Origin of the sequence: Capnocytophaga sp. oral taxon 878, from assembly GCF_002999135.1 — a bacterium.
GTDB lineage: Bacteria > Bacteroidota > Bacteroidia > Flavobacteriales > Flavobacteriaceae > Capnocytophaga.
In genome coordinates this window covers 1,623,003-1,638,011 of sequence record NZ_CP027229.1, presented here as the reverse complement: position 1 = coordinate 1,638,011, position 15,009 = coordinate 1,623,003, and the positions used below count along the sequence as shown (strand labels likewise).

Sequence of the window (15,009 nt, the reverse complement as noted above, 5' to 3'; positions counted from 1 at the left end):
GATTATGAAAATAACCTACCAAAGAAGCTCTTGCGCTTTTCGTTCATAGCATCATTTACAGTAATAATATCATCCGATACTACTTTATTTGTATCAATGTTAGCCATTGGTATATCTTGGAAGGCTACATTCTCACGGTTTTCATTCATTACATCAATAATGAAGTCGATATAGTCTTTACCTTGTTTTTCCAAGTAGTTTTTGAAGAAACGAGCGCTAAGTTCCATACCTCCTACTTTTTCAAGTTTTACAAGAGTTTGGTATAGCGGAGTCACATAGTTATCTATCACTCCTTTAGGCACCGATTTACGGCGAGCAATATAGTGAGTGATATTACCCATAGCATCACGGCGCATTTCAAAGTCGGTAATTACCCAATAGTATTCCCCCGATTTTGCCAAGTTTTTTACTACTCCTGCAAAGTTATTACCTAATTTAAGGTTATCCCAAAGCAGTTTAAAAGTAATCTTAGGCATATCAGGGTGACGGATAATGCTGTGGGGTTGTCCAATCATTTCAGCTGCAGTATAGCCACATACAGTGCAGAATACATCATTTACAGCTGTAATACGACCATAGATATCAGTCTCGCTAATAATCACTTTGCTTTTGTCCCACACTACCTCTTTATCAATAGGGGTAGGGCGTTGAATTGTTAGTTCAATGTCTCTATAATCTCTAATCATCGTAAAAATTTATTTTAAATAACAACGCACAAAAGTACGATATTTATGTGAAATAACATACATTTTCAGCAAAAAACTTTTTATATTTATTCATTTATTCTGTTAAAATACTGATTATCAGTATGAAAAATTCATATCTAATCTTACTGAGGTTTTTTATAGGTTTAATCAAACACCAGTTTGTTCTGCATTCTCTCCATTCTTAGTCTCACTTTCTTCATTCTTAGTGAACTTGTAATAAAGGAATGAAGCCACTAATATCAGTAATCCTAATATCACAAACACTATTGTTATGCGCAAGGCATCTAAATGGATAATATCGTACACAAATAGCTTTAAAATACTAAAAGAGATAAGCGTCATACCTGCTGCACGTAAGTATTTTTTCTTTTGTAGTAGCCCCAATATGATCAGCAATATAGCATAGGCTCCCCATAAAATAGTAAGCCCTAATTTGTAGTTAGAAGTCGATTCGTACAGCTGTGTCCAGTGCAGTAGCTCGCTACTAGCAACCCATAATATTGCCAAGTGTAATAGTAGCTCTGTGCTTTTCCTGTTTTGTGCTGAAATATGTAAGCTTTGTTGTAGCTTGTAAATAGTATAACACAGTAATCCAAAAGCCCCAATACCCAAGTAACGTATATTTAAAAACCAAAGTGATAACGTATCACCATCATTAGCTGCCTCTATATAACGCCCGCGTAACTCGCTAAAGTAATACAACCCTAATAAAAGAAACATCCCAGAGAGTATAAATCCTAAGGATAATTGTATTTCAGTAAGAACTTTGTTCTTTAAGAATTTCATATTCAGTATGCTATAGCCTACCAAAAACGCCATGCTATAAATAATATATGCCGAATATTTGAATAATGATAAGTCTTGTATCAGTGCATAATTATCAAAAAAATCAGGTTGTTTCAAGGCATTCATATCCAGCATAACACCTATTTCTCTGAAAAAAGTATAGTATACTCCTCCTACAAAACATACATTTAAGAAGAAGGTTACAGTATTGCTATAGCTATCTTTCGCTTTGTATTTCTGATTTACAAATACCATCAATCCCATAGCAGAACAGTACAGTAATGCATTAACAAACAAGGTATTAGCAAAAGGAGCGATATAAAAAGAATTATCCTCAATCACATAAAGGCTATAAGCCCATTGCCCCCAATCTATAATCATACTACCAGTAGCCAAAGCCGTTACCGCATACCCAATACGCTCAAACACCGCCAAGCCTTTTACACGTCCTAAACTAAACAATAATGCTGCTTCTGCACTCCAAAACAAGGTAATCCATGATCCTTTAAACTGTATGGGTATCACTAAGGTCGCGAATGATAGTGCCAATACCAGCACCAAGTATTTCAGTGTGTTGTAATCTTCTTTACGCGTGTGGAAGTAATAAGCTACCCCAAAATGGAACAGAGCATTAGCAAGGGTAAAGCCAGCCAAAATCGTGTTATTAGCATATACCGAATGTATCAAACTGGAAATAATACCATAAAAAAGCAAACTATTCATCAGGAATACAGCTACATCTACAGTCGTAAGCGTTCGTACTTGCTGCACTTTTTGTGCGATAAATGAACTGTAAAAGGTTAAGAAGGTAACCACACCAAAACTCATAAAAGTCCAGAAAAGCTCCTTCTCGCGTTCAGGGTCTGTATCCATATACAGTGCCACCAGTAGTATCCACGTGAAAAAGAAAGCCGATACAAATAGCTGCATCCACTGCTTGTAAAACGACAGCACCAGCACCCCTATGTTAATAATAGCTGTATAGGTAAATAATATATCTATCCTCCCCGAGTTATTGCTCAGTAAGAACGGAATAGCATAACTACCCACCAATCCTATCAGCGCAATAGTTACTTGGTTATAACTCAACGATGCCAATACCGTGAAAGCAGTAAACACAAACATCAGTACAAAGGCAAGTGCTTGAGGGAAAAACTCAAATACCGAGTAAGCTACAAAAGTAACAAAATAAAAGGTAGCCATCGCCCCACTTACCAGTATTGCACTAAAATTTTCGTACTTCTTCTTCAGCATAGCACCTGTAACAAACAAGCCCGCACCTACCGCATATCCCAAAACCAAGCGCATCTCACGGCTTATAAGGTCACGGTCAATAGAGTATTTTACCCCAATGAACACCCCAATAAGCAAAATCGCAATACCTATCTTGCTCAATAAATTCTGACCAATAAAACGTTCCCAATCCCAACTTTTATGAGTATTAGTACTAAAAGCTGCTTCTCTAGCCTTATTATTCTCTCTTTCAGTCTTCAATCTTTCAGCAGCAATAGTAGTAGTTTCCTCCACTGTTGCAGCAGCTTCTTCTTTGGCAGAAGCCGGTTCAGCTACCAATGCAGCCATTTCTGTTGTAGGAGCCATTACCTCTTCCACTGGTGTAGCCGTTTCTACTACTTCCATAGCAACCGTTTCTGTTGTAGTAGCCATTACCTCTTCCACTGGTGTAGCCGCTTCTACTACTTCCATAGCAGCCGTTTCGGTTGTAGCAGCCACTACCTCTTCCACAGCCTCAGCCGTTTCTATCGCAGTAGGAGCCACAGTCTCCACTGGCGGAGCAGCTTCTGTTACAACAGCTTTTATTTCTTCACTAATACGATGCTCTTCCACAACCCCAAGCGGAGTATTAGTATGAGCCCTCATTTGCCATATCGTCTGCTTAATGTCCTTCATTTCTTTGATGAAGTCGTATTGTTTATCTACCACCTCATCTACTTTGTTCATTAAGTTTTCTAAGTCTTTATCTGTAACCATAGTATTAATTTGTCAAGAAGCAAATTCATTGTACAAAGGTACAAAATAAATTTTAATAAACAATATTCTCCAAATATTTTTTTACCCCCAATACTCCCAAAAAACATCCATTCCCCCCACTCACCCCCAGCTTCCCCCATCTACCTTCCACCTCAATTTAATAATAGCCCAATAGTAACTCTAATCCGAACGAACGAATAACGAAGGATAAACGAACTCTAAACGAAGGATAGTTGTTCAACTATTCCAGCTCACTACCTAATGTAAAATCAACATAACACACCCACCCCCCTCACCCCAAAACCTAAAAAAATACACCCAACTATTGAACATTTAAAAAATATTCGTACTTTTGCAGTGTCATATCAACCCTTAAAAAGAAAAACACTATGAAAGTAACTTATTTAGGCCACGCCTGCGTCAATATTAATATCGACGGAACTCATTTCCTTGTCGATCCCTTTATATCCGCCAACCCTCTCGCTCAGCATATCGATATCAATACCATTCCGGCCGATTATATCCTAATCACCCACGCCCATGCCGATCATATCTTAGATGTCGAAACCATAGCCAAACGAACAGGAGCACAGCTCATTACCAACCCCGAAATATTAGCGCATTATGAGGCTCTCGGGCTTACCGGTCACGCTATGAACCTCGGCGGCTCACACCGCTTTCTCGATGGCAAAGTCAAAATAAAAATGATTAAAGCCGAACACTCATCATCCTTCCCCGATGGCTCCTATGGCGGTAACCCAGCAGGCTTCCTTATCGATTGTAATGAAGAAACCATATATATATCTGGCGATACAGCCCTCCATTACGATATGAAAATCATACCCCACCAATACCGCGTCAATTTAGCCATATTCCCCATAGGCAATAACTATACTATGGGCATCCGCGATGCCCTCACCGCCGCACGCTTTGTCGAGGTAAATAACATACTCGGGGTACATTATGATACCTTCCCCGTAATCACTATCGATAAAGAAGCCGCCAAACACAAATTTAAAGACGACCACCGCCGCCTACACCTATTACCCATCGGCGAGTCTATCGAACTAAAAGACCTTAATATCAGTACCCTTTAAAAAATTATTATCACTAACTGAATGAAAAAAATCCTAACACTAATCACTTATATATTACCTTTTATCACTATAGCGCAGTCCTTTGCACCTGCCAACCCTCTCAATACACCTCCTCTGTTAGCCGGTAACTTTGCCGAGCTTCGCCCCAATCACTTTCACGGAGGTATCGATTTAAAAACCTTAGGCAAAGAAGGCCTACAAGTCCTAGCCGCCGCCGATGGCTATGTATCACGCATCAAAGTCAGCCCCTTCGGCTATGGCAAAATGCTATACATCACCCACGCCAACGGCTATGTAACCACGTATGCACACTTGCAAAAATACGCCCCACAAATCGAGGCTTATGTCAAGAAAAAACAATACGAAAAACAAACCTATGACATCGATATACTCCCCTCCGAAACCGACTTTGTAGTAAAACAAGGCGATTGGGTAGGAGTAAGCGGTAATACCGGTAGCAGCCAAGGACCTCACCTACACTTCGAAGTCCGCGATACCAGTAATAACGGCTATAACCCACTGCTTTTCGGCTTCAATGATGTCGATGATACCACCTCACCCGAGGTACAACAAGTCATCGCCTACCCATTAACCGACGAGTCCCAAGTCGATGACACTCAGCTATCACGCCAAATAGCCAAAAAAATACAACCCGATGGCTCCTTCCTTACCGATACACTTAACGTCTTCGGTACAATAGGCTTCGGCATCCAGTCCTTCGATAGGCAAGACGGCACTATGAACAAAAACGGCACTTATAAAGTAACCCTATTGCTCGATAAAGAACCACAACTACAAACCGTCTTTGATAAGGTTAATATGGACGAAAGCCGCTACCTCAATGCCCTTATCGATTATGAGCGCTATACCCAGAAAAAAGGCTTTATACAGCTGCTCTATAAGCTGCCTAATAACCTGCTGGAAAGCGTATATCCTGTCCTAAAAAGCAACAAAGGATACCTTACTTTTCAAGAAGGTAAAGACTATATGGTAACCATCATAGCCGAAGATTTTAAAGGAAATGCAACTACCATTCATATCCCCGTAAGAGGTAAAAAACTCGAACTGAAAACACCACGCTCTCAAGCCCTACAAGGCAAGCAACTCATAGCCTCTCGTGATAACTATTATCAGTTACAAAACGGAACCGTCTATTTCCCCGAAAATACTTTCTATAATGATGTACGCTTAGATATTGAAGACGAAGGTAAAAGCCTCATCATCGGCAATAGCAGCGTACCAGTACATAAGTACTTCACTGTAACAATGAAAAACAAAGAGTTTACCGAAGATGAAATACCACAAGTATTCATTGCCGCTTCTGGCGGATGGACAGCCCCTACCATATATAAGGACGGCGAGTTCACTACACGCGCCCGTAGCTTAGGTAGGTTCAGCCTCCGCAAAGATACTACCCCTCCTACACTAAAAACACTCAATTTTAAAGATAAAGGAGTTGTCAAAACAGAAGTGCTTAAGCTCACCGTAAGTGATAATCTTAGCGGTTTTGCTTCCTGTTCAGCTACCCTTAATGGCCAATGGATTCTTTTCGAGTACGAACCCAAAAACCACACCCTTACCTTCCGCTTTAGCGATATAGATACCTCTATAACTAATAGCTATGAGCTCGAAGTAAAAGCCTTTGATAAAGTCGGCAATGTAGGTACCCTAAAAGCTACCTTCACCCGCCCTAATACCTAAAAATAATCACCTAAACAGTAACTAAAAACTGATTATATGAAACAAGTAGTATTCACTGAAAATGCGCCTGCGCCTATTGGTCCCTACACCCAAGCTATCATTGCAGGCAACACACTTTACGTATCAGGTCAAATACCTGTAAACCCAGCTACTGGCGAAGTAGTAACCGGCATTCAAGCCGCTACCCAGCAAGTAATGGAAAACCTCAAAGCTATCTTGCACAAAGCTGGCGCTGATTTTAGTAACGTGGTTAAAACCACTATCTTCCTAGCCGATATGGGGCAGTTCGTACCTATGAATGAGGTATATGCTCGCTATTTCGATGAAAAAACAGCTCCTGCTCGCGAAACAGTACAAGTAGCCAAACTCCCCAAAGGGGTAGAGGTCGAAATCTCTTGTATAGCTGTACTTAAGTAGTATTAAAAAAGAGGGTATCCTGAAAAAACAGATACCCTCTTTCTTACCCTTTAACTCTTACTTCTCACTTAGAAAGATGCAAATATTTAAATTTGGAGGTGCCTCAGTCAAAGATGCTGCAGGCGTGCGCAATGTCGCTAAAATATTAGAAACGGTAGGATATGCCAATACCCTTATCGTAATTTCTGCTATGGGCAAAACTACCAACGCCTTAGAGGTGGTAGTCAATAGCTATTTTAAAGAAAAAGATAAACTTACAGAAAGTATTACCGAAGTAAGAAACTTCCATTATAACATCATCAAAGAGCTTTTTACTGATGAAAACCACCCTGTCTATTGGAAGGTAGATGGGCTATTTGCCGAACTTACTTCATTTTTAGAACGAAACAAATCACCCAAGCACAGCTTTGTATATGACCAAATTATAGGCTATGGCGAGCTTATCTCTACTACCATAATAAGTCAGTACCTTAATGATAACGGCATTAAAAACAACTGGATTGATGTACGTAACTTAGTTAAAACCGATAGTAACTACCGCGATGCCGCTATTAATTGGGAAGAAACACAAAGTAATATCAGCAGCCACGTCAATAAAAGTTTATTGAATATCACACAAGGCTTTTTAGGCAGCGATGCCAATTTCTTCACCACTACCTTAGGTCGTGAAGGTTCCGATTATACTGCAGCTATTTTTGCCTATTGCCTAGATGCCGAAAGCGTAACAATATGGAAAGATGTACCTGGCGTACTCAATGCCGATCCTCGTTACTTTCAGCACACCCAGCTCTTGCACAAAATACCATATAAAGAAGCCATTGAGTTAGCTTTTTATGGGGCATCAGTAATTCACCCCAAAACATTACAGCCTTTACAACAAAAAGAAATCCCTCTTTATGTACGTTCCTTTGTGAATCCTACAGCAGCGGGCAGTGCAGTATGTAACACTCCCGAGCTTACTCCTAAGGTACCTTGCTTTATATTGAAAAAGGATCAAATTCTGCTTTCTTTCTCTTCTCGTGATTTTTCTTTCATTATGGAAGAAGGTATTAGTTATATATTCAATAGCCTGCACAAATATCAAATGAAGGTTAGCGTAATACAAAATTCAGCTATTAGCTTTTCAGTATGCGTCGATAACAAGTTCGATACCCTACCGCAGTTATTAGAGAAGTTAGAAGAGCGCTTTAAAGTATCAGTAACCCAAAAAGTAACCTTGTACACCATTCGCCACGCTACCCCCGAAGCCATTCAGGAGATAGAAACCGGCAAAGAGGTGCTACTAAAACAAGTAGCTCAAGATACCGTACAGATAGTTGTAAAATAAAACGTATAAACACAAAAAAAATAGGCCGCTTGAGTATATCAAGTGGCCTATTTTTATTTTTATGATTGAAGTTTATCCCTTTTTCTTTTATTCAAATATCGAGGCTTTTACTTCATTTATATGGTATTCTTCCTGTGAGCCAGTAAGCATATTTTTTAGTACAAAAGTACCATTAGCAAGCTCACTTTCTCCTATAATTATCACAAAAGGAATACTACGTTTATTAGCGTAATCCATCTGTTTCTTTATTTTTGCAGCATCAGGGTATAGTTCAGCTTTTATGCCTAATGAGCGTAGCTGTTGTAACAGCTTCATACTTTGTAAGGCTTCAGCATCTCCAAAGTTAATACAAAGCACCTGTACTGTACCGCTAATATTTTCAGGGAATAAGTTTAGCTCTTCCATTACCAGCCCAATACGGTCTAACCCAAAAGAGATACCTATACCACTCATTCCTTTAAGTCCAAAAATACTAGTCAAATCGTCGTAGCGTCCACCACCACCTATCGAGCCCATTTGTACACCTTCAGGGGCAGCAATTTCAAATATAGCTCCAGTGTAGTAATTCAGTCCACGGGCAAGCGTAACATCAAGGCTCAAGAAAGCTGTTTGTAATCCTATTTGTGCTATTTGCTGTTCAATAAAGGTCAATTCTTCAATACCTTTCAACCCCACCTCCGATGTTTTTAGAATCTCTTTTAAGGCAATAAGTTTCTCTGCAAAGCTCCCTTTAAGGGCAAAAATAGGTTGCAGTTTAGTAATAGCTTCCTCACTTATGCCTCTTTCTTTCATTTCTTTTATAACCCCTTCTTCTCCTATTTTATCCAGTTTGTCAAGGGCAACAGTAAAGTCAGTTAGCTTATCACTTTCGCCTATCATTTCGGCAAAACCACTCAATATCTTTCTGTTGTTTATCTTAATAGTTACCCCTTTAAGGTTCAAAGCGGTAAATACCGTATCATAAAGTTTTACAAACTCTACCTCTTGCCATAGGCTTGTACTTCCTACCACATCCGCATCACATTGGTAAAACTCTCTAAAACGTCCTTTCTGCGGACGGTCGGCACGCCATACTGGTTGTATCTGGTAACGTTTAAAAGGGAAGGTAAGTTCATTTTGGTGCTGCACTACATAGCGTGCAAAGGGTACAGTAAGGTCATAGCGCAATGCCTTCTCCGATATTTGAGGCGTTAGCTTTTGAGGGTTTTTAGTCTCCCAATCCTCTTGTTTTACACCTTGTGTAAAGTCTCCAGAATTAAGTATCTTAAATATCAATCGGTCTCCTTCTTCACCATATTTACCCATTAGGGTATCATAGTTCTCAAAGCTTGGTGTTTCAATTGGTTGAAAGCCAAAGGTAGTAAAAGCGTTTTTCAGTGTATTGATAAGGTAATTGCGTTTAGCTACTTCAATAGGTGAAAAATCACGAGTACCTTTGGGTATGCTTGGTTTTTGTATTGCCATTGTTTTGTCTTTCTTGTTTTTATTGTTCTTTAGCTTCTTGCCAGTACGATTCCATCTCTTGCAAGCTCATATCTTTAAGTGATTTTCCTTGTGCAGTAGCTTGTCGCTCCAAGTACTGAAAACGATTTATAAACTTCCGGTTAGTGCGTTCCAAAGCATCTTCAGGATTTACTTTTAAGAATCGTGCGTAGTTTATAAGGCTGAAAAGTACATCACCAAATTCTCCCTCTATATCTGCTTGTTTTTGGGCTTTTACCTCAGCGTGTAGTTCGTCAATCTCTTCTTTTATTTTAGCAAATACATCGTCTATATGCGCCCAATCAAATCCCACACCAGCTACTTTATCTTGTATCCTAGTTGCTTTTACCAAGGCAGGCAAACTTTTAGGCACCCCTCCAAGTACGCTTTTATTCCCTTCTTTAAGTTTTATCTTTTCCCAATTGCGCTTCACATCCTCCTCATCATTCACCTTCACATCACCATAAATGTGCGGATGTCTTTCTATCAGCTTATCACATACAGTATTAGCTACATCAGCTATATCAAAATCATTAGTTTCACTACCTATTTTAGCGTAGAATACAATATGTAACAGCAGGTCGCCCAGCTCTTTCTTTACCTCTTGAAGGTCTCCCGATAAGATAGCATCACCAAGCTCATAAGTCTCCTCAATAGTCAGGTGCCGTAATGACTGCATTGTTTGTTTCTTATCCCACGGGCATTGCGCACGCAGGTCGTTCATTATATTCAAAAGCCGTTGGAAGGCTTCAAGTTCTTTCTTCATTTTAAATCAATCCAATGAATTTGCTACGAGCAAGAAGGCTTGCTCCCCATAAGCCTGCCTTATCTCCTAATTTTGATAGTTTTATGCTAGAATCCTTATTCACCAAATTCAGTGAGTGCTTCTTAATTGCACTGCGCAAAGGCAGCATCAAGTAATCACCAGCATTAGCAAGAGTACCTCCTAATACCACGAGTTCAGGGTTGAAAAGGTTAATAAGCCCTGCAATATGCTTCCCTAAGGTATTTCCTGTCTCTTCAATCAGTTCAATAGCAAGCATATCTTCCTGTAGTGCTGCATTAATAATGTCATTTAGCGTGAAGTTTCCATCCACTCCATTCTTTTTCTGTAATAATGATGAATGCCCATTTCTAAGATTTTCAAGTATCTTCCTATGAAGTGCCAAGCCCGAAACTTCCGTCTCCAAACAACCCTTTTTACCACAATGACAGAGAATCTCATTATTAAAAGATGTTATATGACCAAACTCTCCCGAAAAGCCCGACTTTCCATAGTACAAGTTCCCATCAATAATAATACCTAAGCCCAAGCCCCAGCTCAAATTCACGTAAAGCACATCTTTCTCACTCTTCACACAACCCTTAATCAATTCTCCATAAGCCATAGCTCGTGAGTCATTGTCTATCGAAACGTTAATGCCCAATCGTTGCTCAAAAGCCTCCGTAAGGGGCTGTTCATCAAAGTAGAAGTTTGTGTAACTATGCCCTATCTGCGTATTCACACGTCCCGAAATATTAATACCAATACTCAGTATTTTCTCTTTAGGAACTACAGTATTAGCTATAAACTCTTCTATAATCTCACACAACTGTTCAAAACGCTGTTGCGGAAGCTGATCTTCACTAAAATGAATATTCATCTTTTCATCAATGAGGTCTCCTTTAAAGTTAATCAGCCCTATATGCACATTAAAGTGCGATATATCCACCCCTATGAAGTACCCCGAACTCTCATTAAGCCCATACACATTAGGCCTACGTCCGCCAGGGGTTTCTATCTTGCCCAAATCAATAACAATACCATCCTCACTAAGTTCGCCTACCATCTTAGTAACTGTCGGAATACTAAGGTCAAGCTCCCTCCCCAAGTCCGCAAGGGTCGTATCGCCATTATTTATATAATGACAAATAATATCTTTCTTCATCGAGGCACTACGAATGCCAGCCTTTATTTCTTCTAAAAATTTTAGTGCCATATCAGAGTTTTTTTATTCGTTTAAATTAACGTGGCAAAATTAATAAAAAAAATTGAAATGAAAAACTTTTCAGTAAAAAACTTTTTTGTCCAAAATATCCCTCTTTGCATCCCATAAATTCACCCAATCCTACCCCCATATAACCTTGAAAAACAACAATATATTCTATATTTTAATTACATAATCTCCCCAACCTTTAATAAACAATCCCACTCGTCACCACCCTCTTTTTACTTCTCACCTTTTATCTCTTTGCCAAATTGCGAATTCTTCAAAAATACCAAGCTCCTACCTCCGTTCTCTCTCAAAACCACAATCTGCTCATAATCAAGCATGTTCTCACCCATCCTTCCCCCAAGCACTCCCCAGCTATCCCTTAGGTTGAGCGAACTCTAAACGAAGGATAAACGAACTGTAAACGAAGTATAAGCATTACTTCCCTCATTATCAGCCTTTCCATTCCTCAATCTTCCCTTTGCCAAATCCGCAACAAAATCCCCCAAACCTCACGTTTTTCTCAATCTTTTCCCCTTTTTCCTCTATTTTTATTACTCCCCCTCTCTGCCTAAATCCCAACTTAAAACTCAAAACTACCTACCTCTATCACCTCTTGTATATCGCTTAGCCTCACGGTAGTTTCTTGTTGTTTTTGCTTAGGGGTGCCGTAGTGGGTATAGAAAGTAATACGCAAGTTCACAGGCATCAGTTGCTTTTGTGAAGTAATATTATAGTAATTCACTTCCACTTTGTACTTACCTTTTATAGCCTTTTTAAGCATAAACTCTTCAGGGCCATACCCTTCTATAATATCTTCCGATATTTTACCCCCTAAATTAGTAAGCTCATGTTCAAAATTACATATATCTCCTTTAGGGTCAGTTACCCATAAGTCCATATCGCAGTTGTCACTATCCCAGCTCAATACCACCCGCACATCCACAGGCTCTTTTTTCACCAAGCGCTTATCTATATAGCTCACATCAATATCTTTATAACGTGCAATAAGGTTGTTAATTTCGTTCATCGCTATAAGTCGTATGTCTTTAAAACGTTCATCCCATACACTTGTTACTACTTTATAAAGGGTTTTCACCGCCTCATTGTATTGTGCATCACCGGCTAAGGCTAAGCCCAAATCTCGGAACGATTGCGGTTCTTCTTCTCTCAGTTTCACCACTTTTCTAAATGCTTGTACCGCTTCTTTCTTAGCTCCATAGCTGCTAAGTTTATAACCTAATACGCGTAATAGCTCAGGGGCTTCCAAGCCCAGTTCAGCCAAGTTAGAAATTACCAAAATAGCTTGTTCTTTATTACCTTTTTTGGCAAAAAAATCAGCCACATCTACATAAAAAGAAGGCGTATTCTCATACTCTTTTTTCAGTCTGTAATAGGTTTCTATCTCTTTACCTTTATCAGCGTATTCCATTACCTTTAGGTAAGGCGTATCAGGGTTAAAATCGTTCAAAACAATATCACCAGTAACTTCTATAACCTCTATAGCCTGTACCGATGCCTTCAAATGTTTGATTTCACCCTGCAAAGCTTTTTCATTTGCACTTGTATCATAGCTTTCTTCTAGCTGAATGTTTTTTGCCTCATTATTTATTCTTTCTTCTACTACCTCTTCACTCACGTTTTCCTCTGTTACAACTCCATCATTAATATTAGCAGCACCTCTAATAACAACAGGGCTTTTTGTTTTTTTCTTTAGCGGATATTCAGTTTTCCACCATTCAGTCTGCCTCTCCGATAGTTCAACTACCTCTTCCAAGATTTCTTCTACCGTTATCTCTTTCTCTTCACTCTCTTCACTCTCTTCCTCATTATATGCCTCTAATAATTCTTTAGGCGGAGTAATATGGCAGCGCAAATAGTCTTCTAAAGTCTCCAATACTATAAGTGAATTGCCTTCCGTTACAATGCCATACTCCCGTCCTACGGCATCTATCTGTTTTTGTTCAGCTCCCAAGCGCTGTAACTGCTCTATTTGTTTTTCCGCCCACACACGGCGCAAAAGCTCAAAAGTACTTTCAGTAGCATCTCTATTAGCCAATAAACTTATTTCTTTCTGTACTAAGGGTTGCTTGTGATAACCAAAGGTAAGCACCAAAGTAGCTTTCTCACTCTCTAATTCTCCTGCAAGGGTGAAATTGCTTTTCTTTATACTCACTCCTTTCTCAGGGAATACATTAGCTACTTTACCGCTTTTTACTTCTACATTCAGTAGCTGGAAAGGCACAGTACGCGCTGTTTTTAGGGCTTGTTCAGTCGTAAGAGTTGTCAAATCCACAAAGCAACCACCAGTACTATTGCCTATATATTGCATTTTAGTAGTATTAGCCACAGCAGTGGCATTTACCGCTATTACAGGTGTTTTAGCTTGTTTTACCACCTCTTCTATCAAAAAATCTTTACTGCCGAAATTAAAAATACCATCAGTAAAAAGCAACAGCTCATCAGCTTTTAAGTCAAAGTTAATGGCATTACCATCAGTACCCCCATCGTATGCTAAGTCTGTTTCTAATGCATTGCGTAAGGCTCTCCACTGTCCATTTTTTACTTCAAAAGTAACAGGTTTAGCTGTCTTAATGTTAAAGCAACTAAGGGTTACTTTCGCATCTTTCACCGCAGCAAAATACGCATCCAAAAAAGCAAACTCTTTGGCTCTGTCTCTATTAGCACCCGATTGTGATATATCCCACAATAGCCCTATTTCCTTAGGCTGAGGTCTGCTTTGTGAAGTTATTTCACCCAAAGCAATAGTACCGTAAAAATAAGTTTGTTTATCTTTTGTAGCCACTATGCTTTGGGGTTTCTCCAATTTAGGAAAGGTAAGGGCAATATTTTGGTTCAGAGTGTAATTTTCTTTGCTTACCTCGCTTATATAGCTATGCCTTGCTTGTTTAAAGTCCAATGCCAAGCTGTTTTGTATATCAGCCTTTACCAATCGTGATACTACTTCAGTACGCAGTTTAAAGTGTCGTAGTTGTATATCAGTAGCTATAGGCAAAAAATAAAAATCCTCACCATTGCGCTCATTTAGTTCCTGCTCAAAAGCAATAAGCACCCGCCTTGTACCTTTTGCAGGCATAGGGTATATGCGGGCTTTGAAATTATTGCCTTCAGTCTTTTCCAATAATCCTGGGTCTACATTCTTGCGCACAATAGTCTCAAAAGTTTTACGTCCCAAAGCCTTATCCACTACCACCCCTTCACGCATCTTGCCATTAATATCAAGGGCAAAGCGTGATACCTGTTGCCCATCAGCAAGCGGAAACTCAAATTCACCTTCCATAACTATACTTTTAGGGTTATAGAATATCATTTCCATAGTAGTAACAGCAGTTTGTCCTACTACTAAAATATCTACCGAAAGCTCTTGTAACACCATAGGGTTAGCATTCAGTTCTCTTACTACTTTTACTGTAGGCATCACTGTTTTTTGTGCCATAACAGCAAAAGGAAGTAATAAAAACATTGTAATTAAAAATTTTTTCATAGTAATAATCTATTTTATAAATACA

At 39.3% G+C, this 15,009-nt stretch carries 10 protein-coding genes; 4 read left to right on the top strand and 6 right to left on the bottom strand.

Annotation, left to right across the window (positions count from 1 at the left end):
* Positions 1–2 precede the first annotated feature (2 nt).
* Positions 3–686, bottom strand: a complete 684-nt coding sequence (locus C4H12_RS07440; protein ID WP_106098355.1) for a PAS domain-containing protein — start codon at positions 684–686, stop codon at positions 3–5.
* 168 nt (positions 687–854) lie between these two features.
* Positions 855–3,482: a DUF2339 domain-containing protein gene (locus tag C4H12_RS07435; protein WP_106098354.1), complete on the bottom strand. Its 2,628-nt coding sequence runs from the start codon at positions 3,480–3,482 to the stop codon at positions 855–857.
* 389 nt (positions 3,483–3,871) lie between these two features.
* On the opposite strand from C4H12_RS07435, the gene C4H12_RS07430 reads away from it, so the two are divergent.
* The 4 genes from C4H12_RS07430 to C4H12_RS07415 all read left to right on the top strand — a co-directional run bounded on the left by C4H12_RS07430 (position 3,872) and on the right by C4H12_RS07415 (position 8,024).
* Positions 3,872–4,579 (top strand): metal-dependent hydrolase, encoded by a 708-nt coding sequence (locus C4H12_RS07430; RefSeq protein ID WP_106098353.1) that lies wholly within the window; start codon positions 3,872–3,874, stop codon positions 4,577–4,579.
* A 21-nt stretch (positions 4,580–4,600) separates the two neighbouring features.
* Positions 4,601–6,280 (top strand): M23 family metallopeptidase, encoded by a 1,680-nt coding sequence (locus tag C4H12_RS07425; RefSeq protein ID WP_106098352.1) that lies wholly within the window; start codon positions 4,601–4,603, stop codon positions 6,278–6,280.
* 36 nt (positions 6,281–6,316) lie between these two features.
* Complete coding sequence (locus C4H12_RS07420; protein ID WP_106098351.1) at positions 6,317–6,697, top strand: RidA family protein; 381 nt, start codon at positions 6,317–6,319, stop codon at positions 6,695–6,697.
* A gap of 76 nt (positions 6,698–6,773) precedes the next feature.
* Entirely contained in the window at positions 6,774–8,024 is a 1,251-nt protein-coding gene (locus C4H12_RS07415) for an aspartate kinase (RefSeq protein WP_106098350.1), read from the top strand.
* 87 nt (positions 8,025–8,111) lie between these two features.
* On the opposite strand, the gene hisS is transcribed toward C4H12_RS07415, so the two are convergent.
* The 4 genes from hisS to C4H12_RS07395 form a co-directional block, all read right to left on the bottom strand.
* On the bottom strand, positions 8,112–9,488 hold the full coding sequence (gene hisS / locus C4H12_RS07410) for a histidine--tRNA ligase (RefSeq protein ID WP_106098349.1): 1,377 nt from the start codon (positions 9,486–9,488) through the stop codon (positions 8,112–8,114).
* A gap of 19 nt (positions 9,489–9,507) precedes the next feature.
* The gene (mazG, locus tag C4H12_RS07405) at positions 9,508–10,272 is read right to left on the bottom strand and encodes a nucleoside triphosphate pyrophosphohydrolase (RefSeq protein WP_106098348.1); all 765 of its coding nucleotides are present in this window, start codon (positions 10,270–10,272) and stop codon (positions 9,508–9,510) included.
* Between the two features lies 1 nt (position 10,273).
* Positions 10,274–11,485, bottom strand: a complete 1,212-nt coding sequence (locus C4H12_RS07400) for an ROK family transcriptional regulator (RefSeq protein ID WP_106098347.1) — start codon at positions 11,483–11,485, stop codon at positions 10,274–10,276.
* A 577-nt stretch (positions 11,486–12,062) separates the two neighbouring features.
* The gene (locus C4H12_RS07395; protein ID WP_371514497.1) at positions 12,063–14,990 is read right to left on the bottom strand and encodes a VIT domain-containing protein; all 2,928 of its coding nucleotides are present in this window, start codon (positions 14,988–14,990) and stop codon (positions 12,063–12,065) included.
* Positions 14,991–15,009: the final 19 nt, after the last annotated feature.

Excerpts from the sequence above, each read along its gene's own strand:
- C4H12_RS07440 (WP_106098355.1), bottom strand. The coding sequence starts at position 686 with ATGATTAGAGATTATAGAGACATTGAACTAACAATTCAACGCCCTACC.
- C4H12_RS07435 (WP_106098354.1), bottom strand. The coding sequence starts at position 3,482 with ATGGTTACAGATAAAGACTTAGAAAACTTAATGAACAAAGTAGATGAG.
- C4H12_RS07430 (WP_106098353.1), top strand. The coding sequence starts at position 3,872 with ATGAAAGTAACTTATTTAGGCCACGCCTGCGTCAATATTAATATCGAC.
- C4H12_RS07425 (WP_106098352.1), top strand. The coding sequence starts at position 4,601 with ATGAAAAAAATCCTAACACTAATCACTTATATATTACCTTTTATCACT.
- C4H12_RS07420 (WP_106098351.1), top strand. The coding sequence starts at position 6,317 with ATGAAACAAGTAGTATTCACTGAAAATGCGCCTGCGCCTATTGGTCCC.
- C4H12_RS07415 (WP_106098350.1), top strand. The coding sequence starts at position 6,774 with ATGCAAATATTTAAATTTGGAGGTGCCTCAGTCAAAGATGCTGCAGGC.
- hisS (WP_106098349.1), bottom strand. The coding sequence starts at position 9,488 with ATGGCAATACAAAAACCAAGCATACCCAAAGGTACTCGTGATTTTTCA.
- mazG (WP_106098348.1), bottom strand. The coding sequence starts at position 10,272 with ATGAAGAAAGAACTTGAAGCCTTCCAACGGCTTTTGAATATAATGAAC.
- C4H12_RS07400 (WP_106098347.1), bottom strand. The coding sequence starts at position 11,485 with ATGGCACTAAAATTTTTAGAAGAAATAAAGGCTGGCATTCGTAGTGCC.